The sequence below is a fragment of the Labrys sp. LIt4 genome, assembly GCF_017813775.1.
Lineage (GTDB): Bacteria > Pseudomonadota > Alphaproteobacteria > Rhizobiales > Labraceae > Labrys > Labrys okinawensis_A.
The window spans coordinates 1-21,529 of the sequence record NZ_JAGIPY010000018.1 but is presented as its reverse complement, the minus strand read 5'-3'; the positions used below and the strand labels follow the sequence as shown (position 1 = coordinate 21,529).

The 21,529-nt window shown below is 62.2% G+C and carries 20 protein-coding genes; 1 reads left to right on the top strand and 19 read right to left on the bottom strand.

Annotated elements, in window-relative coordinates; genetic code table 11:
• Nucleotides 1-70: 70 nt before the first annotated feature.
• From J8I29_RS24760 to J8I29_RS24715, 10 genes are all read right to left on the bottom strand, one after another.
• A complete protein-coding gene (locus tag J8I29_RS24760; RefSeq protein ID WP_105860036.1) occupies nucleotides 71-580 on the bottom strand; it encodes a DUF892 family protein in 510 nt (169 codons plus the stop codon).
• 186 nt (nucleotides 581-766) lie between these two features.
• A complete protein-coding gene (locus J8I29_RS24755; RefSeq protein ID WP_209433683.1) occupies nucleotides 767-1,783 on the bottom strand; it encodes a Gfo/Idh/MocA family oxidoreductase in 1,017 nt (338 codons plus the stop codon).
• The gene (locus tag J8I29_RS24750; protein ID WP_209433682.1) at nucleotides 1,780-2,736 is read right to left on the bottom strand and encodes a zinc-binding dehydrogenase; all 957 of its coding nucleotides are present in this window, start codon (nucleotides 2,734-2,736) and stop codon (nucleotides 1,780-1,782) included. The genes J8I29_RS24755 and J8I29_RS24750 overlap by 4 nt, the downstream gene beginning before the upstream one ends.
• 99 nt (nucleotides 2,737-2,835) lie before the next feature.
• Entirely contained in the window at nucleotides 2,836-3,099 is a 264-nt protein-coding gene (locus J8I29_RS24745) for a hypothetical protein (protein ID WP_105860039.1), read from the bottom strand.
• Between the two features lie 170 nt (nucleotides 3,100-3,269).
• The gene (locus J8I29_RS24740) at nucleotides 3,270-4,685 is read right to left on the bottom strand and encodes a Coenzyme F420 hydrogenase/dehydrogenase, beta subunit C-terminal domain (RefSeq protein WP_245197338.1); all 1,416 of its coding nucleotides are present in this window, start codon (nucleotides 4,683-4,685) and stop codon (nucleotides 3,270-3,272) included.
• Nucleotides 4,682-5,749 carry a polysaccharide pyruvyl transferase family protein gene (locus tag J8I29_RS24735; RefSeq protein ID WP_245197336.1) on the bottom strand — a complete coding sequence of 356 codons (1,068 nt, stop codon included), beginning with the start codon at nucleotides 5,747-5,749 and terminating at the stop codon, nucleotides 4,682-4,684. Before J8I29_RS24735 ends, J8I29_RS24740 begins: the two co-directional genes overlap by 4 nt.
• A 24-nt stretch (nucleotides 5,750-5,773) precedes the next feature.
• The gene (locus J8I29_RS24730) at nucleotides 5,774-6,703 is read right to left on the bottom strand and encodes a beta-xylosidase (protein ID WP_209433681.1); all 930 of its coding nucleotides are present in this window, start codon (nucleotides 6,701-6,703) and stop codon (nucleotides 5,774-5,776) included.
• Complete coding sequence (locus J8I29_RS24725; protein WP_209433680.1) at nucleotides 6,700-7,458, bottom strand: TIGR04290 family methyltransferase; 759 nt, start codon at nucleotides 7,456-7,458, stop codon at nucleotides 6,700-6,702. Before J8I29_RS24725 ends, J8I29_RS24730 begins: the two co-directional genes overlap by 4 nt.
• A 68-nt stretch (nucleotides 7,459-7,526) precedes the next feature.
• Nucleotides 7,527-8,126, bottom strand: a complete 600-nt coding sequence (locus J8I29_RS24720) for a histidine phosphatase family protein (RefSeq protein ID WP_209433679.1) — start codon at nucleotides 8,124-8,126, stop codon at nucleotides 7,527-7,529.
• Nucleotides 8,123-9,226, bottom strand: a complete 1,104-nt coding sequence (locus J8I29_RS24715; protein WP_105860045.1) for an inositol-3-phosphate synthase — start codon at nucleotides 9,224-9,226, stop codon at nucleotides 8,123-8,125. Before J8I29_RS24715 ends, J8I29_RS24720 begins: the two co-directional genes overlap by 4 nt.
• 159 nt (nucleotides 9,227-9,385) lie before the next feature.
• Between J8I29_RS24715 and J8I29_RS24710 the strand changes: the two genes are divergently transcribed.
• Nucleotides 9,386-11,113, top strand: a complete 1,728-nt coding sequence (locus tag J8I29_RS24710) for a hypothetical protein (RefSeq protein ID WP_209433678.1) — start codon at nucleotides 9,386-9,388, stop codon at nucleotides 11,111-11,113.
• Here the strand turns inward: J8I29_RS24710 and J8I29_RS24705 are convergent.
• The 9 genes from J8I29_RS24705 to J8I29_RS24665 form a co-directional block, all read right to left on the bottom strand.
• Nucleotides 11,103-12,134 (bottom strand): UDP-glucuronic acid decarboxylase family protein, encoded by a 1,032-nt coding sequence (locus J8I29_RS24705; RefSeq protein WP_209433677.1) that lies wholly within the window; start codon nucleotides 12,132-12,134, stop codon nucleotides 11,103-11,105. The genes J8I29_RS24710 and J8I29_RS24705 overlap by 11 nt on opposite strands.
• Before the next feature lie 16 nt (nucleotides 12,135-12,150).
• The gene (locus J8I29_RS24700; RefSeq protein WP_209433676.1) at nucleotides 12,151-13,254 is read right to left on the bottom strand and encodes a glycosyltransferase; all 1,104 of its coding nucleotides are present in this window, start codon (nucleotides 13,252-13,254) and stop codon (nucleotides 12,151-12,153) included.
• On the bottom strand, nucleotides 13,254-14,348 hold the full coding sequence (locus J8I29_RS24695; protein ID WP_209433675.1) for a glycosyltransferase: 1,095 nt from the start codon (nucleotides 14,346-14,348) through the stop codon (nucleotides 13,254-13,256). The genes J8I29_RS24700 and J8I29_RS24695 overlap by 1 nt, the downstream gene beginning before the upstream one ends.
• Nucleotides 14,345-15,472, bottom strand: a complete 1,128-nt coding sequence (locus J8I29_RS24690) for a glycosyltransferase (RefSeq protein ID WP_209433674.1) — start codon at nucleotides 15,470-15,472, stop codon at nucleotides 14,345-14,347. The genes J8I29_RS24695 and J8I29_RS24690 overlap by 4 nt, the downstream gene beginning before the upstream one ends.
• A gap of 1 nt (nucleotide 15,473) precedes the next feature.
• A complete protein-coding gene (locus J8I29_RS24685; protein WP_209433673.1) occupies nucleotides 15,474-16,577 on the bottom strand; it encodes a glycosyltransferase family 4 protein in 1,104 nt (367 codons plus the stop codon).
• Entirely contained in the window at nucleotides 16,562-17,674 is a 1,113-nt protein-coding gene (locus tag J8I29_RS24680; RefSeq protein ID WP_209433672.1) for an NAD-dependent epimerase/dehydratase family protein, read from the bottom strand. The genes J8I29_RS24685 and J8I29_RS24680 overlap by 16 nt, the downstream gene beginning before the upstream one ends.
• Nucleotides 17,671-18,777: an NAD-dependent epimerase/dehydratase family protein gene (locus J8I29_RS24675; RefSeq protein ID WP_209433671.1), complete on the bottom strand. Its 1,107-nt coding sequence runs from the start codon at nucleotides 18,775-18,777 to the stop codon at nucleotides 17,671-17,673. Before J8I29_RS24675 ends, J8I29_RS24680 begins: the two co-directional genes overlap by 4 nt.
• Nucleotides 18,778-19,337: 560 nt before the next feature.
• Nucleotides 19,338-19,919, bottom strand: a complete 582-nt coding sequence (locus tag J8I29_RS24670) for a DUF4142 domain-containing protein (protein WP_209433670.1) — start codon at nucleotides 19,917-19,919, stop codon at nucleotides 19,338-19,340.
• A 14-nt stretch (nucleotides 19,920-19,933) separates the two neighbouring features.
• Nucleotides 19,934-21,328 carry a cytochrome B6 gene (locus tag J8I29_RS24665; RefSeq protein WP_209433749.1) on the bottom strand — a complete coding sequence of 465 codons (1,395 nt, stop codon included), beginning with the start codon at nucleotides 21,326-21,328 and terminating at the stop codon, nucleotides 19,934-19,936.
• Nucleotides 21,329-21,529 lie beyond the last annotated feature (201 nt).

The window sequence follows — 21,529 nt, the reverse complement described above, 5'->3', positions numbered from 1 at the left end:
AATGGCTGGAGGCGAGGCTGGCCGGCGTTCTCGCCGAAACACGCCGCGGATTTCTGACGCCCTGTCCAAGTCAGCGCTTCGCGCTCTCGCTTTCAGCTTCCGCGCGTATCAGGAACTTCTGAGTGACCTGTGGCAGGTTATCCTTCAACCATGCCGCCATCGCTTCCTCTTCGCGCAGATTTTGCTGACAGACGCGAACGATCTCCGTTTCGCCTGCCGCCTCCGCCGCCGCGATTAGAATGGTGTAGGAAGCAATCTCCATGTGCTCGAACGTATAGCTGGCGAGCGATCCCTTCATGACCTCGTCGCCGGCGAATACGCCGCTGATCGACTGCGCCATCGCGGTCAACTTGCCGCCCACGTCCTTGAGCATGGAGGAACCTTCATCCAGACCATCCAGGCAAGCTTTCAGCCGCGCGGCCTGCTCTTTGGTTTCTTCCAAATGGTTGCGAATTCTATTGCTGAGTTCCGGATAGTTCTCGATGCGGCTCAATTGACCTGACAGCATCGTTTCTGCTTGCTCTTCCATGGCATGCGCGTCCCTGAGCCACTGGACCAGCCATTCGCGCGATTCAGACATTGGTTCTCTCCATGAGTGAATGCGCCCGAACCACGCGCGATGCGGATTGTTCCTTCCAAGCTTGTGTGAAGTGGGGCCGGCCCATTTCTTTTCGACGGCAGGTTCGTATAGACGGGTTCCGGAGCCGCGTTCCACTGTCGAGACGGTTCCCTGCCATGAGAAATAGCGTCATTGCGGCAGGAAACTTCACAAAGCGTTTTCATAAATGCTGTCGAGAACTTGCGAAACACGCAGGAACTGCTCGGCCGCCGGCTCAAAGCCATGCCCTGCTGCGAGGCGACCGGCCCAATCCACCGCCGCGCGTCCGCCCCAATGGTCGGGGGGGGACGCAATCACCTCGCAATGCGTGCCGCGGCGCAGTTCGGCTGTGAAATCGTAAAACGACCCGGCGACATTCTGGAACGCCAGCGAACCCTTCGTGCCATGGAACGTGGCGGAGATCACCGCGTCGCAGCCGGCGTGAAGACGCCACGAGCAGGCGAGACGGGCGACGGCGCCCGTATCCAGGCCGAGTGTCACGACAGCATAGTCCTCGACCTGACTGTGTCGGTTTTCCAGTCTCTGCCCGGCGGCAAAGAGATCGGCCGCCACCAAAATTGCCTCGGGGAAGTCCTGCATCCACAGCAGCAGGTCGACGAGATGGACCCCCAGATCCATGACGCAGCCACCGCCCGACAGAGCTGGATCGTAAAACCACGGCTTGTCGGGGCCGTGTGCGTTGTGAAAGACCAAATCTGCCGTGTAGACGCGTCCGATCTCCCCGTCCCGAATGAGATCTCGAATGAGCGTCGTCGCGCGTGTATGCCGGTAGGAAAAATCGGCGCCCAGGAGCCGGTCGCGGCGGCGTGCGGCCTCCAGGACCGCGGCGACTTCACCGGCATTACGTCCGAGTGGCTTTTGACAGAAGACCGCGATGCCAGCGTTCAACGCGGCCATCGACTGCTCCGCGTGCAAGGCGCTCGGCGTTGCAATCAAGATGCCGTCCGGCTCGGCGGCGAGAAGTTGTTCGAAGCTGTCGACGACATCGGCGGCAGGAGCAAGCTCGCGCGCCGCGGCAATCATCTCGGAGGAGGGATCGCAGAGTACACACGAGAGGCCGAGGCCGCTCGACAGGACCGCCTCCATCCTGTTCCGGCCGATCCATCCGACACCGAGAAAACCCAGGCGCGGTGCCCTTGCGGCAGACGCGGCTCCCGGAATCATTGCAGTTCCACCAGCGCCTTGATGAACCCGTCCTTGTGCTCGCGCGTGGCGTCGAGCGCATCGCCCAGCCTCGAAAGCGGGTAGCGGTGCGTATAAAGCCGGTCAGGTGTAAGAACACCCGTCTGCACGGCCTCGATGGCCTCCTTGATACCGCGGATATAGACGTTTCGATCGCGCTCATGCGCGTTGATCACGTCGATGCCCTTCCAGTTCCATTGCTGCATGTTGATCTGTCGCGGGCCGTCCTGATGGTAGCCCGCTATGACGAGCCTCCCGCCTTCGCGCACGAGTTCTCCCGCCATGTCCAGCGGCCATTGTTTCCCCGTTGCCTCGATCACCCGATCGCAGAGCGCAGCGCCGGTGAGCTCTGTCACTTGTTTGATAACGGCGTGATGATCGACCATGGGTATCAGCGTGGAGGCGCCCATGGCGCGGGCAAGCTCCAGGGAAGACTGGCGTCGAGAAATGGCGATGACCTCGGCCCCGGCATGCGTTGCAAGCTGGACCAACAGCGCGCCGAGAAAGCCGATGCCGATGATGGCGATGCGCTCGCCCGGATGGATGTCACTGCGCCGCAAGATGTTCATGGCGCAGCCCAGCGGCTCGCCGGGAAAAGCCGATCCGGCAAGGGATGGCGGCAGTTCGACCAGGGCCTCGGCATCGCCGACATCGTACTCGGCATAGCTGTTGCCGAAGAGTGTCGCTACCCGGCTGCCCACGCGGACGGACCCGACATCCGGGCCGATTGCATCGACAATGCCCCATCCCTCATGCCCGAGAGCGCCGGGATCGGTGGGGAATGTCATCCATTCCGGCCCTTCCCAGGGCGTGATGTTGGAGGCGCACACGCCGCACCCCTCGAGGCGGACGCGAACCTGCCCCGGACCGGGCTGCGGCACGGAAACGTCCCTGATCACGATCTGGCGAGGCCCGGTTACGACGGCTGCCCGCATCGATTTCACCGGGTGCCCCGCATCGGCCGGCCTATCAAGCACATCGAATGTCACGCATTCACCTATGGCTGGAGCCAAACAAGAGCGGCGATAAACAGCTCAGTTGCGATTGACGAACTTGTTGAAGCGGCTCGTCTTGCCGTTCGCGGTCTTGTCCTGATGCAGGAAGGCAAGCTCATTGTCGTCGAAGATTTTGAAGAACTCCTCCCAGGAAATTTCTTCGAACTCTTCCTCTGCCTCGCCGAAATCGATCCTGAGCACGCCTCCCTTGCCGGATGTCTTGATCCGGGAAGGTCGCCCCTGCCTTGCCTCTGCCCATTTGCGGATTTGGTCGTGATCGGTGGTGGTTGTCGCTTCGCTCATCTCGCTTCTCCATCAACACGCAGACCGAACCTGAAAAGGCGAGGTTTGTTCCTGGTCCTGGCCGATGCTTTCCTCAGCTGAAGGCCCTCCGAGCTTTCCGGCAGTATGACCGTTCGCGGGGGCGAGCCCTTGCCGTTCAGGTCGGCCTTGTGCCGTAACGCAGCCGCCTGTCAGCTTTTGCTGCCGGAAGGCGGCAGGTCACCGAGCAATCGGTCGCAGAGCCCCCCGACCCGGCCCCGGGAATAGGCGAGGGCGCGATAGAGTCCGAGCACGGTCTTCGCCCAGAAGAGATAGATCGGGGGACAGCCCGTCATCCGGGCGAGACGAAACATCCTGTGGCTCCATCTCGAGATGGCGCGCCGGAGAAGATAGATGAGCTTGCGCCGCGTTCCCAAACCATGTCGACATGGATCGACGCGCTTGCGTAGCGGCAGGCGGTCGCCCCGTCTGTCGAGCCGAAAGGCGAGCCCCTCGCGACGCTGCCTGAAACCGGCCGCCTGGGTGTCGTGGACAAAGCCGGCATCCACGGCGCGCAGCCGCAGGCGTCCTTCGCCATTGGCCTCTTCGAGCAGGTGGTGGAGGCATGCCGAGCGCACGACGACAATGTTGGTGCCCCGGCCATCGGACGAGTATGGCTCGACCCAGGCATCGCCGAATGAAATGTCGGCCGTTTCCGCGACGACGTCGTCACAGAAGTCGCATGCCGAGTTCTGGAAGAAACCCGACCCCCAGTCGCCGTCGACCAGATGCCACCAATCCTTGCGCCGTCTCTCTCCGCTGCCAAGGAGGAACTGCGCCGTGTACCAGTTGGCCGGGCGGTCCGCATTCTTGATCCGATAGTCGATGGCGGTGACGGCCTGGAGGTCGACCTGCATCTGCCAGGCAAGGCTCTCGATGAAACGAGAACTTTTCATGTGGCCGCAGACAAGGCCCAGTGTGAAGGCGATGCGCTCACGCAGCAGCGGATCTTCGATCCGAAGCAGATTGACGGCCTTGATGAAGCAGGGGATGCCGATAACGGCGTATTTGCCCGGCTCGGCGCGGATGATGGACAGCGCCGCGGACAGCTCGACTGGATAATAGCGCGACTTCGCCCCCCCGCGGACCTCCTTCAAGGTGCGAGAAACTCGATAGCGGAAGTGACGACCGTCGGTATGAGGGTCTTCGCTGGGTGCGACATGGACGATACCGTCGACCAAGCCCCGTTTCAGCAGCTCGGCAGCAACCCAGCTGACCATGCCGCCCGAACTGCCCTCGGCGCGAAAGCCTTGTTCCTCGGCGTGACCGACATAGGCTGCTTCAAAGCGGCCTATGTGCCCGTCGATGTGGCTTGCGGAAGGAAACTGGATCGTCGCCAGCTCGTCCTCGTTCATCGACGCTGGTGCGAATGGGCAGGTTCGGCTGAAGGTTGGAGAGCGGGTTGTGAGCCAATCGCCGCCGCTGGGCTTCAACTGACCGTATTTATCCCAGGTCATTTCGGCAGCACGGCCACCCTCCTGAGCGACACAGCTTCCGCAACCGATGCACAGCCCGGCCGACACGATTTCGGCTGGGCTGACAATCCACTCGCTCCGCTCGACCTTCATGGCGCCACCGCATGCCGGAGATAGTCGAGCGATCGGGCGCGCAACAGATCCAAACGACGGCGAACCTCTGGACCGGGAGGGGCTTCGAGCAGACCGGGGACAGTCCCGACATTCGCTTCGGTGACCAGGTTCAAGGGGCTGCCGGCCGTTTGCATCAGATCGCGCACCTTGTTGGCGCGATAGTCGGAGGAGACGCAGGCAAAGGGTTTTGCATTGAGCAGCGCGAACACACAGCCATGGAAGAAATTGGTGACGACGGCGGTGGCGCCAGCCATCAACGTCGCGAAGCGTTCGGGGCCGGCGGCGATCTGCTGCGCATCGGCCCAGTCATTGCGATAGCCGACGCTGACGAGGCGCAGTCCGGAGGAGGACGCCCATTTTGCCGCCGCCGCCGCGAACCATTTTGGGAAGCCGTGGCCATAGACGGCCACGTAAGGCGTTTCGGTTTCGATGGGGCCGCGGTCGATGACAGATGGAAACAGCAGGCATGGGTCCACTACGACTTCGGGCGCCAAACCGAGTGCCCCACGTACGAGTTGCTCACTGTTCTCATCGCGCACGGATATCGCGGTAAAGTTGGCCAGGAGCGCAGCCCATTGGTCCGGCAGACCGTCTGAAGCTGGATGGTTGCCGAAGCTGGCGGCATAGGCCACGAGACGGTCCGTTTTCAGGCCCTTCCCGTAAAAGATCGGATATCCCCCATACCAGGGATGACGAAGGTTCCAGACCTCGTCGCTGCCGACGAGAACGATATCGAATTCTTCCGCCAGGCCGGGGTCTTCAGTCGAAAAGGGCATCGACAATGGGAGCCTGGCAAACGCATCGAAAAACTCTCGCGTCTTGAGCGCGTGGGTCCGCCTGTCTCCGCCAAGGCCCCTCGAGGAGGGCTGCGGCTGGAGAGCGCATCGCCACTCCCGCCGGTTCGCCTTGGTCGAGCTATGGTCGAGCAGAACCGCATCATGTCCCATGGCGCGCAAGCCTTCGACAAGGCAGCGCGCCTGCCAGTAGGAACCGTAATTGATGCAGCGGTGGAAAGTCAGCACGCCGATTCTGTGCAAAGCCATCGCATGCGCTTTCGTTTGCAGGCCTCACCCGGCTGGCAGCGGCTCCATTGCCGGGGTGCTGGCCTGCGCGGGTGCATATCGCCGGATCATCGCCGCACAAAAGCGTGCGAATTCGTCCGGGACGAGAGGGGGGCTGGTATGATGGGGCATGAACCCCCGATGCTCGGGCGTGAAGCAGAAGGTCAGCGTGACGTCGAAATCAGCGAGCGCGGCCATCTGGCGGTCGAACCAGTCCAGCGCGTTGGGACGAAAGCTGTCCGCCCAGGACAGCCCGGTGCGCAGATAGGTGACGCCCAGCCGTTTCATCCAGGCCACGGCTTCGTCGAGCCGCGGGTCCTCGTAATGGAACCATTGAACCAGTCCCATCGCCGGCGCGTGGCGTGCAAATGCATCGAGTGCGGGCTTGGGCGTGCCGTCCTCGCGCAGGAGGCCCATGTAGAAGTGGCGGTAATAGGACGAGCCTTCGGCCTCCCGGTGCCGTGTCGTGGCTCCCCAGGCCATCGGCAGATCGTAAAGGCTGTACCATTGGATGCGCGGGGCCTGCCCCAACAGGAGCTCGGCGGTGCGGTCCAGCCCCCAGACTTGAACCTCTTCCGCTCCGAAGGTGGAGATGCCGACTTCGCTGACCCAGATCGGAAGATCGGTCACGGTCCTGATCTCGTCGAGCTTCTGCGGCCATTGGTGAATTTGCCAGAGATTCCAATCGAGAGGAAAGCCGTGCACGGCGACGGCGTCGACATGGTCCAGCACACCGAAATTCTTCATGCGGCTCATGAAACCAGGATCGATCGGAGAGATCCCGCCCAGAACCTTGGTCAGATGCGGATTCTCGCGCGCGATCGCATCCGCCGCCAGCATCGCCATCTCCGCAAACCGGCTCCAGTCCGGGTCGAGCTCCGGATCCCAATGCGACTTGTTGTTCGGCTCGTTCCAGATCATCGCCGCTTCGATCATGCCTTTGCTCCTGCGGCCGGGTAGACCGCGCCTTCGCCGCCTGGCCGGTCCGCGGGCCGGCACACATAGACTTCCGTTTCGGGGTGAGCCTCGATTTCAAAACCGGCGCTGCGAAGCATGGCTTGCGTGCACGCGCGATTGGGTATCCACCAATTCGTCGGATCGTCGGCATAACGATGCTCGATGAAGTGCAATTTCGGAAAGGAGGCGTCTTCGAACAGATCCTCGCGCCAGAAATGATAGTTCTCTTCAACTGCGGCCACCTCGTCGCTGCCGCGCTGCATGGACTGAAACACCAGGAGATCGCCGACCACATGGTCCCGGACCAGGTCGAGCGCGAGGAGGGGGTGCCGCAAATGGTAGAGAACGCCCATGAAGAGAACGATGTCGAAGCGTTCGCCGAGCGCGCCGACGTCATAGACCGAAAGCTGCCGGAATTCGATCTCGGTTTCCGCCACCTCGGCAGCGAATTTCGCCTGGGCGAGATAGGCCTCGTCGAAATCGATTCCGAGGACACGCTCGGCGCCTCGCCGCTTCATCTCGATCGAATAGAAGCCGGCATTGCAGCCGATATCCAGGACGGTCTTGCCGGTCAGGTCGGCCGGGATCGCATGAGCGAACTTGTTCCATTTGATGAAGGGATAGTTGCCCAGGAAGTGATCCGGGGCGGTAGAGACGCCTTCCAATTCGATGTTGTGGAACCAGGGTCCTAATTCTTGGATGCGTTGCCTGATCGCCGAGCTGGACATCCTCATGCCGTATCTCCTTGGAATGATTGGTGCAGTCGCGCGTGCTGCCGGCGAAGGTCATTCCCGTTTGAACGTCATGATATGGTTTCGTTCAGCCGGACCAGCTTGGCATGGTCGCCGGACAGGGCCATCACGCTGACCGAGGCCGGGTCTATATCGAAGCGGAACACCCCGTCCAAAGGGAGGCCCAGCGCGTTGCATATCGCACATTTGATGACGTCGGCGTGGCTGACCAGGACGACACTTTCGCCGGCATAGCGCAGCGATAGAGCGCGCATGCATGCGCATGCACGCTTTTGCACGGCACCCATGCTCTCTCCGCCCGGCGTCACCGCGATAGGACGCTGCTCGTTCCAGCGCCGCCAAGCGGGGTCTCGGCTGAGTTCGTTGAACGTCCTGCCCGACCAGGATCCGAAATCGATCTCGTCCAGATCGTTACACAACTCGACCGGCCCCACCTCGCATGTGACCGATACGGCCTGCGCGGTCTGCTGGGTGCGCTCGCGCGGACTTGAAATGATCGCCGCGAAGCGCTCGCGACGCATGCGCTCGGCCAACCGGAGCGCCTGCGCCCGTCCTGCAGATCCCAGGAAGACATTGGGAGTGCGACCCGCGAGGTAACTGCCGACATCATCATGCGCGGCATGGCGCAGCAGGAAGAATGTCGTGGTCATTCGGCCGCCTCTGCCGGTTCCGCAGGCACGCCGGCGATGAAGTCCAGCGTTCTCTGCCGGGCTTCGGCGTCGGTGAACTGGCGCGGCGGGGATTTCATGAAATAGCTGGCTGGCCCTTCCAGGACCCCGCCGACACCGCGATCCAGCGCAAGTTTGGCGCAGCGGATCGCGTCGATCACCACACCCGCCGAATTCGGTGAATCCCACACTTCAAGCTTGAGTTCCGCATTGAGGGGGACGCCGCCGAAGGTGGTGCCTTCCAGCCGGATATAGGCCCATTTGCGGTCCGACAGCCACGGCACGTGGTCGCTCGGTCCGACATGGACGTTCTCCGGCTCCAAAGGCACGTCGAGCTGGCTCATCACCGATTGGGTCTTGGAGATCTTCTTCGATTCCAGGCGCTCGCGCTCCAGCATGTTCAGGAAATCGGTATTGCCTCCGAAATTGAGCTGGTAAGTCCGGTCGAGCCGGACGCCTCTTTCCCTGAAAAGATTGGCCAGCATGCGGTGCACGATGGTGGCGCCGACCTGGCTCTTGATATCGTCGCCGATGAGCGGGAGATTTTTTTGTTTGAATCTTGCGCTCCATTCCGGCCGCGAGGCGATGAAGGAAGGGATGCAGTTCACGAAAGCGCAATTGGCGGCAAGGGCCTGTTCGGCATACCAGGCCGTGGCCTGCTCCGACCCGACCGGCAGATAGGAAACCAGCACGTCGGTCCGGCTGTGGCGCAGGATCTCCGCGACATCGACCTCGGGAACGTCGGCTTCTTCGATCGGACCGCGAAGATACCTGCCGATACCATCGAGCGTCGGCCCACGTTCCACGGTGACGCCAGTCGGCAATACCTCGGCAAAACGAGCGGTGTTGTTCGGCGGCGCGAAGATGGCCGCGGCGACATCGCTACCGACCTTGCTCTGTGCCACGTCGAACGCGCAGGCGATTTCGATGTCCTCGGGTCTGTAGCCTCCGAGCTGGACGTGCATGAGGCCCGGCACGGGTTCGTTGTCGTGGATGTCCCGGTAGAAGGTGATCCCCTGAACGAGCGAAGACGCGCAGTTGCCGACGCCGATGATGCCGATACGAATTTTGCTGCGCGCCATCGGTATGCCTCGCATGGTCATGGCTGGAAACGATCTTGCCGGCCTAACCGGGACACCCCAGGAATGTTCCTTCCGTCCGCGCGGTTATTCCTGAGGCGTCGGGACGGATCAAATCCGGCGTCGGGCTGTTGGGCGACTCCACGACTGTGAGAGAGCCGAATGATCGTCTATGGCGATTTTGAGCGACGCGAGGATGCGGCCGACGTGAAAGCCTGCGTCGCGAAAGCCCTGCGGCATGCGGGAAGGCTTCCTGCTGGGATAGATCGCCATGCCGCTCTGGTCGGCGCCTTCACACGTGCGGCTGAACTCGTGCAGGGCATTGCGGATGCGGAGTTCGGCAGGCGGGGACGCGACCTTCGCTCCGCGCCCCAATCCAGCGGCGCGCGACTGCTCCTGAAAATGGCCGAGGCGATCGATCTTTCCTGGACGAACACGAGGGCCGAGGCCGCTGATCATGGCACCCTTGTACTGCTTCTTCAGGAGATTCATTTCGACGGCTTGATTAAAACCAGGACCGGCGAGGGCTTCGCGCATTATGCGCTCTATCCGGAAAGCTATCTCGAAGCGGCGCGCAGTTCAGGCCTCGCCGCCAACAGCTGCGTCATCGGCATCAGAAGCATAGGGATCGGCCTGGGAGCGCTGGTCGCGGCCGCGCTCCATGCAGCGCCTGCCATCAGCGTGCGGCCGGTCGGCCACCCCTTCGATCGGAAGATCCATGCCGATCGCGACCTTCTCGAGGAGAAGGTGGTCGATAGATCGGTGGCATTTGCGATCGTCGATGAGGGGCCCGGCCTCTCCGGCAGTTCGTTTGCGAGCGTCGCCCGATGGTTGCTCGAGCAAGGCGTCGAGACGCATCGTATTCACTTTTTTCCCAGCCATGAGGGACAGCCGGGTTCGAGCGCATCCCCCGAGACAAGGGCGATCTGGGACTGCGTCACGCATCACCCGGCCTCGCGCCACGATATCGTCTTTCATTCCCGCGGGCTGCGACACTGGGTGGGCGAAAAGATCGGTCCCGTCGATGGAGATCTGCGGGACCTGTCATGCGACCGCGTGATGGCCGCACCTGTATGCCCGCCCGAAGATGGCCGCTTCGCACGCCGCAAGCTGATCGCCCATGCTGCCGGGTCGCGCTGGCTGGTGAAATTCGCGGGCCTCGGCGACGTCGGCCAGCGCAAGTTTCACGATGCCTCACGGCTTGCCGCAGCCGGATTTGGGCCCGAGACGGTCGCGCTCTGCCACGGGTTCATCGTGCAGAAATGGGTAGAAGGCCGGCCACTCGACGAGAGCTGTGTCGACCGCAATGCATTCCTGCGGCGCTTGGGTGACTACCTGGCATTTCGGGCGCGCCGCTTGGGCGGATCCGGACCGGGCGCTTCCCTGCAGAAGCTCGGCGAGATGGCAATGCACAACGCGGCGCAAGCGCTCGGAACAGAGGCTGCGGCCTTGCTGGAGCGGCGGCTTGCGAGCCTGGATGTGCTCCATGATCGCGTGCGTCCCATCCGTTCGGACAACCGTCTGCATGCCTGGGAATGGCTGATTACGCCGGGATCGATCCTCAAGCTCGACGGTCTCGACCACTGCGAAGGCCACGACCTCATCGGCTGCCAGGACATCGCCTGGGATGTGGCCGGCGCCATTGTCGAGCATGGCCTCGAGCACCGCGAGGTCGTGGCGCTGTGCCGAAGGGTGCAAGCGGCCGGTGGTGCCACCCCTGACCCCGATCTGATCTTCGGGCTATTGCCTTGTTATCTCGCGTTCCAGCTTGGCCTATGGGCCACCGCCACGCCGGCGGGGCCGCGGGCCAAGGCTCTGGCCAATACCTATGAAGAGAGCCTTGTCCGCTGTCTGCGATCGGATATCTGCGGTACGCCTGTCAGGGATTGACCAATCCGAGATCCGAAGCCGTCCCATTGTGGAGAGTATGAGGCTCGACGAGCGGCACCTCGCTCTCCGTCTCGGTTTCCATGAAATATCGGATGGTCTTCGCCAATCCATCATGCAGCGATGTGACAGGTTTCCAGCCAAGCATCCTGTCGGCCCTGGCGATGTCGGGCTTGCGCCGCCTGGGGTCATCGACGGGGAGGGGAAGGAACCTGGTCACGGATTTGGAGCCGGTCATCTCGAGCACCAATTGCGCGAGCTCGCGCACCGTGAATTCAGCAGGGTTGCCGAGATTGATCGGACCGTCTGGCGCCGGATCAATGGCCATCAGCCGGATCAGGCCGTCCACCAGATCGGAAACGTAACAAAAGGAGCGGGTCTGCGAACCGTCGCCATAGAGAGACAGCGGCTCGCCCTTGATGGCCTGGACAACCAGGTTCGAAACCACGCGCCCATCCTGGGCGTGCATCCTTGGTCCGTAGGTGTTGAAGATGCGCGCCACCCTGATGTCGGCACGGGCGGCGCGCAGGAAGTCGAAGCACATTGCCTCCGCCGCCCGCTTGCCCTCGTCGTAACAGGCGCGCGGCCCCGTGCAGTTGACGCTGCCGGTGTAGCTCTCCTTCTGCGGGTGCATCTCGGGATCGCCATAGACCTCGCTGGTCGACGCCTGCACGAAGCGGGCGCCCTTACGCGCTGCCAGGTCGAGCAGATTGAGGGTGCCGACCACGCAGGTCTGCATCGTATGGACGGGATCGGCCTGATAGTGCGGGGGCGAGGCCGCACAAGCAAGATTGTAGATCTCGGCAAGGTCCCCGTCATGGTGGAACTTGGTGCAGATATCGTGCTCGACGAGCTTGAAACGCGGGTGGCTCTGCATCGAGCGAAGATTGGCCATGTTTCCGGTCAGGAAATTGTCGAGGCACAGGACTTCACGCCCCTGCGCGAGAAGGGCCTCGCACAGATGGGATCCCAAGAAGCCGGCGCCGCCGGCGACAATGGTGGTTTTGATCTTATTGCGGGACATTCGACGTCTCCTGAGGTCATGCGGCTCGGGAGCCGGTTGACGGCTCCTGCTGGCAAGGTGCGGTGAGATGCGCGACGAGCTCCCGCGCGCGGGCTCGGCCGGTATGCGAGGCCAGCACGATGTCGCGCGCACGCGCGGCGACCTCCCGTCGGCTGGCCTCGTCGATTGTGTTCAACAGCTGGCAAACATCGTCGGTCGTCTCTGCGGCATGAATGGCCTTGCCCGCCGGAAACAGATCTTCCAGGCCGGGCCAGCGGTCGCTCACCACCGGGCACCCGCATGCGGCCGCCTCGAACAGCCGCACGCTCGGTGACCAGCCGGCCGCGATCATGTCGGCGCGGGTAACGTTCAACGTATAGCGCTGGCGGCTATAGAAGGAGGCGTGTTCGGAAGGCGGCAGGTGCGCCAGCCGATCGACATTACGCGGCCAGGACATGCCGGCGGGATATTGGGGACCGGCCACCACGAAACGGTGGCCGGGCATGCGTGTGGCGACATCGATCAGCAGGCGCTCCAGCGTCGGCTGCCGGTCCGGGCTATAGGTCCCGAGATATCCCAGATCCCAGACCGGCCCCTCGCCCGTTGGCGCATAGCGCGTCTCGTCGACAGAGCAGTAAAGCGCTTCCGCCCGTTTCGCCCCGAACTGCAGGCGGAGGCGTTCAAGTGTCGGCCCGCCCGTGAAAGAAAAGTAGATGTCGAAAAGCTTGATTTGATGGCCGGCTATGTATTCGTTGTCGTGGGATGCAAGTTTGGCCAGAGTCACCGGCGTGTCGATGTCATAAAAGCACAGGCTGCCGGTTGAGAGTGCAGCCGCGGTTTCTATGACCGCAACGCCTTCGGGCACGAATGACCCGACGACGATGACATCCGCTCCTCGAAGCAGGGCGCGATGTTCGGTGCGCAGCTCCGACACGGAAGCGTAATAGCGCAGATCGCAGAAATCCGGCTGCTGCAAATCGCGGTTGTCCCTGTACCACGGCACATCGCGTTCGAGGAACGTGATCTCGTGGCCCAGAGCATGGAGGCCGCGGAGCAGTGCCCGGAAGGTCGTGGCATGCCCGTTTCCCCAGGACGATGATAGGGAAAGGCCCAAGAAGAGGAATTTAGCGGGCGTTTTCATCACTCTGCCGCCTTTATCGAAGGCCGTTTCGCAAAGCGCCGGAATGTCTCATCGGCCATGGCGGCGCGCCTTGTGTAGGTATGTTCGGCCAGCACCCGGCGAAGGGCCGCCGCCCCGATGGCCCGCGCCTGCTGCAATGTCAGGGTGGCGAGGATCTCGGTCACGTCCTGCCCATCCCGGGCGACCAGGATCTCCTCGTCGGGTTTCAGGAACAGCTCGATGCCGATCCAGGCATCCGTTATGAGGCAGGCACCCGCGCCGGCTGCTTCGAAGACGCGGGTCGCGGGCGAGAACCCATTGTTCGCCATGCTGTCGCGGCTGATGTTGAGGACGGCCTTGGGCGTGACGTTGAAGGCGTTGTGGTCGCGGGTTCCGACGTGATCGATCCAATGGACATTCGAGGATTTGGGCTTGTCACCCCAGCCCGCGCCTCCAAGCAGAAACGTCTTGGCGGGATTGCGCGCTGCGGGCTGGAGGAAAAAGGTTTCCACCCGTTTTTCGCGATCAGGCAGGCGGTTGCCGAGAAAGCCGAGTTCGGCCGCAAAGCGATCGTCTGGTTGGACGGGGTGATGGGTGTCGGGATCGAGCGCATTGTAGATGGGAATGCAATGGGCGGCTCCCAGTGCCCTGTAGGCGTAGACGACAGGGTCGCCGCCGCCATAGGTCAGCACGAGGTCGATTTTGCGCAGCGAGCGCAGCAATGGGTGGTCCGGCTCGTCTCTAAGTTGGGCCAGGGTCGCCGGAGCGTCGACGTCCCAGAACACTTTCAACGCATCCGGACGCGCATGGCGGAGAACTTCCAGCAACAAGGCCTCGTCCTCGAAGCCGACACCGCTGGCCTTGACCACGATGTCGGCTTCCGCCGCCTGCGCCGTGACCTGCGCCAGCGCTTGCGGCGTAGCATCGTAGACGACGACAGAGCACCAATCGGGACAGTCCATGTCGCGGTTGTTCTGCCTGTCATAGACGTCGGGCTCGTAGAAGGTAATCTCGTAACCCAGGCCGGCGAGTGCCTTCAGCAGGCCCCGGTAGTAGGTCGCCGCTCCGTTCCAATAGGAGGAAAGCAGGCTCGAGCCGTAAAAGGCGATCTTCATTGCACGCTCTCCATAGCCGGCTGCTGATCCCGGATACGCCGCTGGTAGGGGCGGAGTATCGCCAGCAGTTCGTCCACCCGGTGCGCGCAGGTGTGACGCGTTTTGATCGTCTCCAGTCCATGCGCGGCGAGCGAGCGGGCAAGCTCCGTATCGTGCAGAACGTCCCGCAACATTTTCTCCATGGCCGCGCCGTTGCTCGCAAAAAGGAAATCGACGCCCGGGCGGAACAGGTCTTCCGTGTCTTCCCATGGAGCCGAAATCAATGGGATGCCGCAGGCCAGCGCCTCGAACATGCGAATGGTCGGAATACCGGGAAGGCTTTCGACATAGGGCCGGCGCGGGATATGCACGGTTGCGCGATGGCGCGCGAAGGCTTTCGGCACTTGAGCGTTCGGAATCCAGCCGCGAAAGCGGATGCCGGCATTCGCGAGCACCGCGAGTGCGGTGGGAGGATAGCGGACGCCATGCACGTTGGCGGAAAGCCCCAGGCGCCGGACAGGCTCGACCAGATAGTCGGCGATCTCCGCCGAACGTTCGCCGTCGCCCCAGTTGCCGATCCAGACCAGGTCCGTGTCCCGTTCAAGCTCGGGATGGGAATGAAAAAGAGAAACGTCCGCGGCTTCGTGCCAGATATGCACCTGCCTGCCCCAGCCGTTGCGCAGATAGCGCTCGCGCAGCGTCTCGCCAAAGGCAAGGACCGCGTCATAGTCCTCGAGTGCGAGCGACGAGATGGTGGCGGCCTCAGAAACCGCACGGTGATGGGTGTCGTGGAACAACAGAATGAAGCCGGTGCTGCGCCGCCTTGCCATGCCGATGCGTCTGACGAGCTCCGGATCGGTCCATTCGTGGACGATGACGATGTCGGCCGAGGCGAGAAGCGCCTCGTGATCGAACGCAGCGTCGTAGGAAACAGACTGCAGGTTGGGGAAGTCGGCGGCGAAGTTGGCAACGGCCTGCTGGCCGGCTTCGGCTATCAGATTGGCACGGCTCCAGCCATCGGCGGGCTCGAGCGCCACGGCATCGTGGCCGCGCGAGACCAGTTCGCGCATGACGCCGCGCAGGAAATGGGCATTGCCATGGTTCCAGTCCGAGACAAGCGAGTGCGTATAGAAGACGAAGCGCATCTCAATGCCCCCCTGCGTGAATGGCCGATGCCTGTTCGTAGGCCAGGCTCGTCGCCGCAGCCTGCTTTGACACCGTGTAGCGACGAGAGCGCCGCCTAGCCGCGCTGCCGAGCCTGGCTCGCATGGGAGGGCTGGTGGAGAGGCGGTTGATCGTGTCGGCCAGCGCGGCCGGGTCATCGGGTGCAAAGAACAGCGCGGCACCGGACCACAGCTCGCGGTAGGTGGGAATATCCGCCAGGATCAGGGGCGTGCCGACCTGTGCCGCTTCCAAGGCCGCAAGGCCAAAGGGTTCATAAATCGACGGCGATACGAAGATGCCTGCCGTGCCCATCCGGAGCCTTGTGTCATCGTGGGAAATCGAACCCAGCGGAATGGCATTGTGGAACGAGATGCCGTCTCCGTTCGGCCCCGTCAGCGATCCGGCGCACAAGACAGGCCACATGCACGATGCAGCGGCGGCATCGAGAACCCGTCCGTTCTTGCCGGCATCCCACCAGCGGCCGGCGGCGAAGATCGTATCGTGACGGTCTGTCCACGCCGGAACGGAGGGAGCGCCGTTGTGGACCACTCTGAGCCGGGGGAGCGGGCCATAGCATGCTCTCAATGAGGCTGCATGACTGCCGCTGGGGGCGATCACCACATCCGCGCGCTCGAGCCCCGCGCGATTGCAGTCCTCATGCCAGGCCCATGGCGCGGGCGGCTTCGAGCCGCGCACCACATGGAACCAGCTGACGACACAGGAGTGGGAGACGACGACGACGGGGCAGGGTACCCTCAATCCGGCCGCCTGACTGGGCGCATTCAGGTGCACCAGGTCGATGGCGTGGTCCCGAACGAGGGTTTCGAGCTCGCCGGGCAGCCTCAACAGCTCGACCGAGTTCGCCGCCATCCAGTCGGGTGGCGTCTCGAGCCAGACCACTGCACCGACCTGTTCGGCTTGGCGCCGTTGCTGTTGTGATGGAACCGGGCCAAGCCCGGCAAAGACGATCGCATGACCGGCCGTGACCATCTGTTCCGCCAGCCCCATGGCGTATTGCCAGACGCCACCGACGGCGTCGACCGTCATGAGAATTCGATGAGGGCGATGCTTCAAACGCTGGAGCATGTCGGCTCCAGTCGATAAGGGCGAGATGCGCTGGTGCCGACTTCCTCATGCGTGAGCGCGGCGGTGCGATGCTTGCCCAGCCACGCTGCCAAGTCCTCCAGGCCCTGGCGCCATCCGAGTTTTGCCTGCCATCCGAGCGCTGTCTGGATCCGTCTGGTATCGGCGACGAAATAGCGCTGATCGCCTATCCTTGCCTCGGCATGGCGCACCTCGACCTTGCGCCCCAGGATGCGGGATATTTCGCTGAGGACAACGTTCAGGCTGACGGCGTTGGAAACACCGCCGCCGAGATTGAAGGCCTTGCCGCGATGCCTGTCTATACCCTGCAGCAACAGGCGATAGGCGGCCACCGCATCCGAGACGTGGAGGACGTCGCGGACCTGGTTGCCATCGCCGAAGATGGTGATGGCTTTTCCAGAGAGCGCCCGGATGAGAAAATGAGCGATCCACCCCTGGTCCTCGGTGCCGAATTGGCGAGGCCCATAAATGCAGCTCATTCGCAGCACCGCCGTGGAAATGCCGTAGGACTTCGCATAGTCGAGCACATACTGGTCGGCCACGCCTTTCGAGCAGCCATAGGGAGTGCTGAAGTCGAGCGGCTGGTCCTCATTCACCCCGTGGCGTCGAAGCGTTTCATCAGCTGGCAAATCGCTGCCGTCGATGGTGGAGATCGCCATCTCCGAAAGTGCGCCATAGACCTTGTTGGTGCTGGCGAAAATCACGGGAATGTCGCGTCCCGTGGCGCGAACCGATTCGAGGAGGTTGAGCGTCCCGCGCGCGTTGATCTCGAAATCGTCGGTTGGGTCGACCAGGCTCGTGGTCACGGCGGTCTGTGCAGCCAGATGGAATATCGCCTTTGCGTTTCCGATCGCCCGCGACAACGCGTTGCGATCCCGTATGTCGGCGATCCGGACAACCAGCCGGCGGCCGTGCTTATCCCGCAGCCAGGCCAGGTTCTGTTCGACGCCGGGCCGTGCAAGATTATCGATGACCGTTACGCCCTCGCCGCTGCCCAGCAGGCTGTCGGCGAGATTGGAACCGACGAAACCACAGCCGCCGGTGACGACGATCGACGCGTTTGTTGCCGTTCTTGTCATGAAACCAGGCCCATTGTCTCGAGCTCGCGCTTCATCTGCGCGCTGCGGTCGACGACCTTGGTGCCCCGTACCCAGCGCACCATTTCGTCGAGCGAGTCTTCCAGACGGTGCTCAGCCTCGTAGCCCAGCAAATCCCGAGCCTTGGCGATGTCGGCAAAGCAGTTGCGAATATCGCCGGATCGCGCCTTCCCCAGGATCTCTGGCGCGAGGTCCGGAACATTCATGGCCTGTGCGAGCATTCTTGCGATGCCGGCTATCGAATAAGCCTGCCCGCTGCCGATATTGATGACATGCCCGCCCGCCTGTGGTCGTTCGAGAGCCAGGCGGAAAGCGCGGGCGACATCACGCACATGGACGAAATCGCGTTTTTGTTCGCCGTCCTCGAACACCATTGGCCGCTGCCCGCTGGCCAGTCGCGAGGAGAAGTTGGCGAGTACGCCGGTGTAGGGATTGGACAAGGCCTGTCCGGGACCGAAAACATTGAAGAGGCGCAATGCGACGGCGTCGACCCCGTAAGCCTCGCCGAAGATCATCACCGCGCGCTCCTGGGCATATTTGGTGAGGGCATAGATGGACGCAAGGTCGACGGTTTTCTGCTCGTCGGTCGCAAGGGGTATCAGCGCCTCGCCGTTCTCGGAAACCGGGTCCCATAGCCCAGCCTTGATGCGGGAGGTGCGGCGTCGCACATTGGTTAGCCGACGACCATCCTTGGTCCCGTACAGGCCCTCGCCATAGACGCTCATCGACGAGGCCACGACGATCCGCTGGATCGGCTGCTTGATCATGGCTTGCAGGAGAACCGCCGTGCCGAGATCGTTCGCGCCGACATAGCGTGCGATCTCGTACATCGATTGCCCGACACCCACTTCCGCCGCGAGATGAATGACGGCGTCGACGCCGCGCAACGCCTGGCCAAGCTTCTCAGGGTCGCGGATGTCGCCCTTGATCAGTTCTGCGCCGGCAGGAAGTTCGACATCGCCGCTGCCATGGACCTGCTCGACCAGAGCATCCAGGATTCGAACTTGGTAGTTGCGGCTCGTCAGCTCGTGCGCCACATGCCGGCCTATGAAACCGCCGCCGCCGGTCACCAGAATATGTTTCACAATCTTCACTCACCGTGCTGGTGTTTTCGTTGCCCCCGAACCAGCACTTCGAAGGTTTGTTCCTTCTGCCTTTACTGTGGAGGCAGGCGGATAAACACAGGCAGAAACCGCGCCTCCGAGCGAGGCTGTACAGATCAGGTGAAAGCCAGGCGTGGCCTCCAAAGCCGGTGGCAAATCGATGCCAAGTCTGTTTCAGATAGAGCAGGGCGCTCGCAGTTGGCGGTATCGACGTAATGGCCGGGAACTGGTGGCGGAAATCCTAGAGCAAAGTGCGGTTTCTCTGATTTTTCTTGAAAACGCTCTAAGAAGATCGTCACGGGATGCCCTGTGCGGGGAACTCTGAGGGAGGCCGGATTCCTGCCGGTATGTTTGAAAGTCGGCTGGCCACCCCGACCGAACGACACGTCGCCGCCGTTCACGAGTTGAGCCCCGCCGCAAAGGAGGACGAGCGGGCGCGATCATGGTCTGCCGCTCGCCCGATCAAGAAATGCGTCGAAACAAAGAGCTAGAGAGAAAATGCGACTGGTAGAAGCGCATTTTGCTCCAGGCAATTTGGAGGCTTACTTGACCTTCGTCTCGGCCAGATCTACCGACGAGCTCGAAACCAAGTCTTGTGCATGCTGCAAATGTGCCAGGACCGTCGGCAGTGTATCGGCCGCAAACTTCTTCAGCTCGGCATTTTGCCCGGCGCCAATCTCCCAGGCGAGTATCTGAGCCGTGCGGATATGTTCGTCGACTTGCGCTCCGAGATAGGCGTGGTCGAAGGCCTTGTCTCGGAGGTCTCCCAATCGACGATGCAGATCCTGGTGGGCAGGGTCGGTTTCAGGGACCTTTTGAAGGGCGGTTTTCTTCACGATCGCAGTCAGGCGCAGATTACCAGCCGAATGATCGTTTGCCATCTGCTTGGCAAAGCTTTTGGTGGACTCCGCCGTCGCGCGCTCGGCGGCGAGCAAGCCCAGATCGACCTCGGACTTGCCGCCAATGGTCAACAGGCGAACGAACAGGTGGTCCGCATTGTTGAAATCGTTTTCGTCATTCGATTGCGCTTTCTGATCGGGCGCGGAAAAACCCGGATTGGCCGCCTGGGCGTTTGCCAGGCTGGCAGAGGAAACGAGTACAAACGCTGCAATCACCGATCTCATCGCATCCTCCCCCGCTACAGCGTCAGCAGATAGGCCACCAGGGCCTGTTTGTCGGACTGGTCCAGCTTCAGGCCCAGCACCAGGTTGAAATATTCGACAGTGTCATCGAGCGTGAGCAGGCGGCCATCATGGAGATAGGGAGGCGAGTCCTTGATGCCTCGCAATGTAAAGGTTTTGATCGGCCCGTCGGGTAGAGCGATCAAGCCATTCTCCTCCCGCCCTGGGCTGTAGAAGCGCTCCAGCTTGAGGTCGTGCATATTGTTGTCGAGGAATTCGGTTTGAGGATTATGGCAGCCACTGCATCTGCCTTTGCCCATGAAGACCGCCTCGCCCTTGAGTTCGGCGGCTGTCGCCTTGGTGGGGTCGAGGCGCCCGAAGGGGTCGAGCTTCGGGGCAGGGGGGAAATCGACGATATTCTGCATTTGCGCCATCAGGGCGACCTGATTGGTGCGGTCGGGAAGATTGGCGCCCTTCCGTGTGGCGCTGACGTGGTCGCCGTTGAAGTAAGCGGTCCGCTGCTCGAACTGGGTAAAATCCTCTATCGAGCGCAAGGATCGCTTGGAGCCATGAATCTGTTGATTGAAGACGCCCCGCAAGCTCGTCGTATCGAGCCGGAAACGCTCTGACTGGGGTCTGACATCGGGCGTCAGGTGGAAGGCGGCATTCGTGTGGAAATTCGAATGGCAATCAAGGCATGCGACGCCCAGGCTCGGCTCGGCGCTCTTGCGGTCTTCCGTCTGATTGAATTCCTCTTGGGGAAATGGCGTCAGCAGCAGGCGCAGGCCCTCGAGCTGGACCGGCGTGAGAATACCGTTGGTGAGGCCATAATAGTTGCGGATCGACAGCAGCCGCCCACGTGAGATATCGCCGAGCTCGGGATGGGTCGTGAGGAAGATCGGGGGCGGAAATTCGGGTGTGAATTGAGAAGGAATGTCGAAATCGACATCGAAGCGGGTGAGGTCCCGCCCCTCTCGCTTCAAGATTTCCTTGATTTCTTCGGACGGAAAAACTTGGCCACCCGTTGCTTGTTTGACATGCGGGAGCGGTCGAAAGCCGAGCGGCAGGAGATCCTTGCTGCGTATTTCCGCCGGGGACATGGCGCCAAGCTCATCCCAGCTGACGCCCGCAGGCAGCTTGACCCGCACGCCTCCCTGGACCGGCTTGCGCCCGCCCGACATGAAAGCCCCTGGAATGGGATGGCTGGAGAGGTCGTAGCGGGCGCTGAAAACATCTTTCTGGCGCTTCATCACGCCGTCCTTCTGCGCTTCATCGGCCGCCTTCACATCGGAGAAAGGCTGGGTCGGCAAAGCACGATAGGTCGCATCGGGCGGAAGAGGGTCGGAAGCCGCGACTCCTGCAAGAAGCCCTGTTCCGGCGACGACGCAGATGGCGCGTTTCGGTAAAGGCATGGCTTTCCTCCCGGCTTCGTGGCGCCATACGAACAAAGCAAGGAGAAACTCGTTCCGAGGAATTTCTGAGGAGCCGGTCGTATCGTTGATCGCCATTCCGGGTGAGGAAGCAGGCGGATTTGGATGGAACGCATCGCATGCAACGCAGTTCTAGCCGGTGCCGCATGATCGGCTTGGATTACTCAGGAGGAATCAATGGCA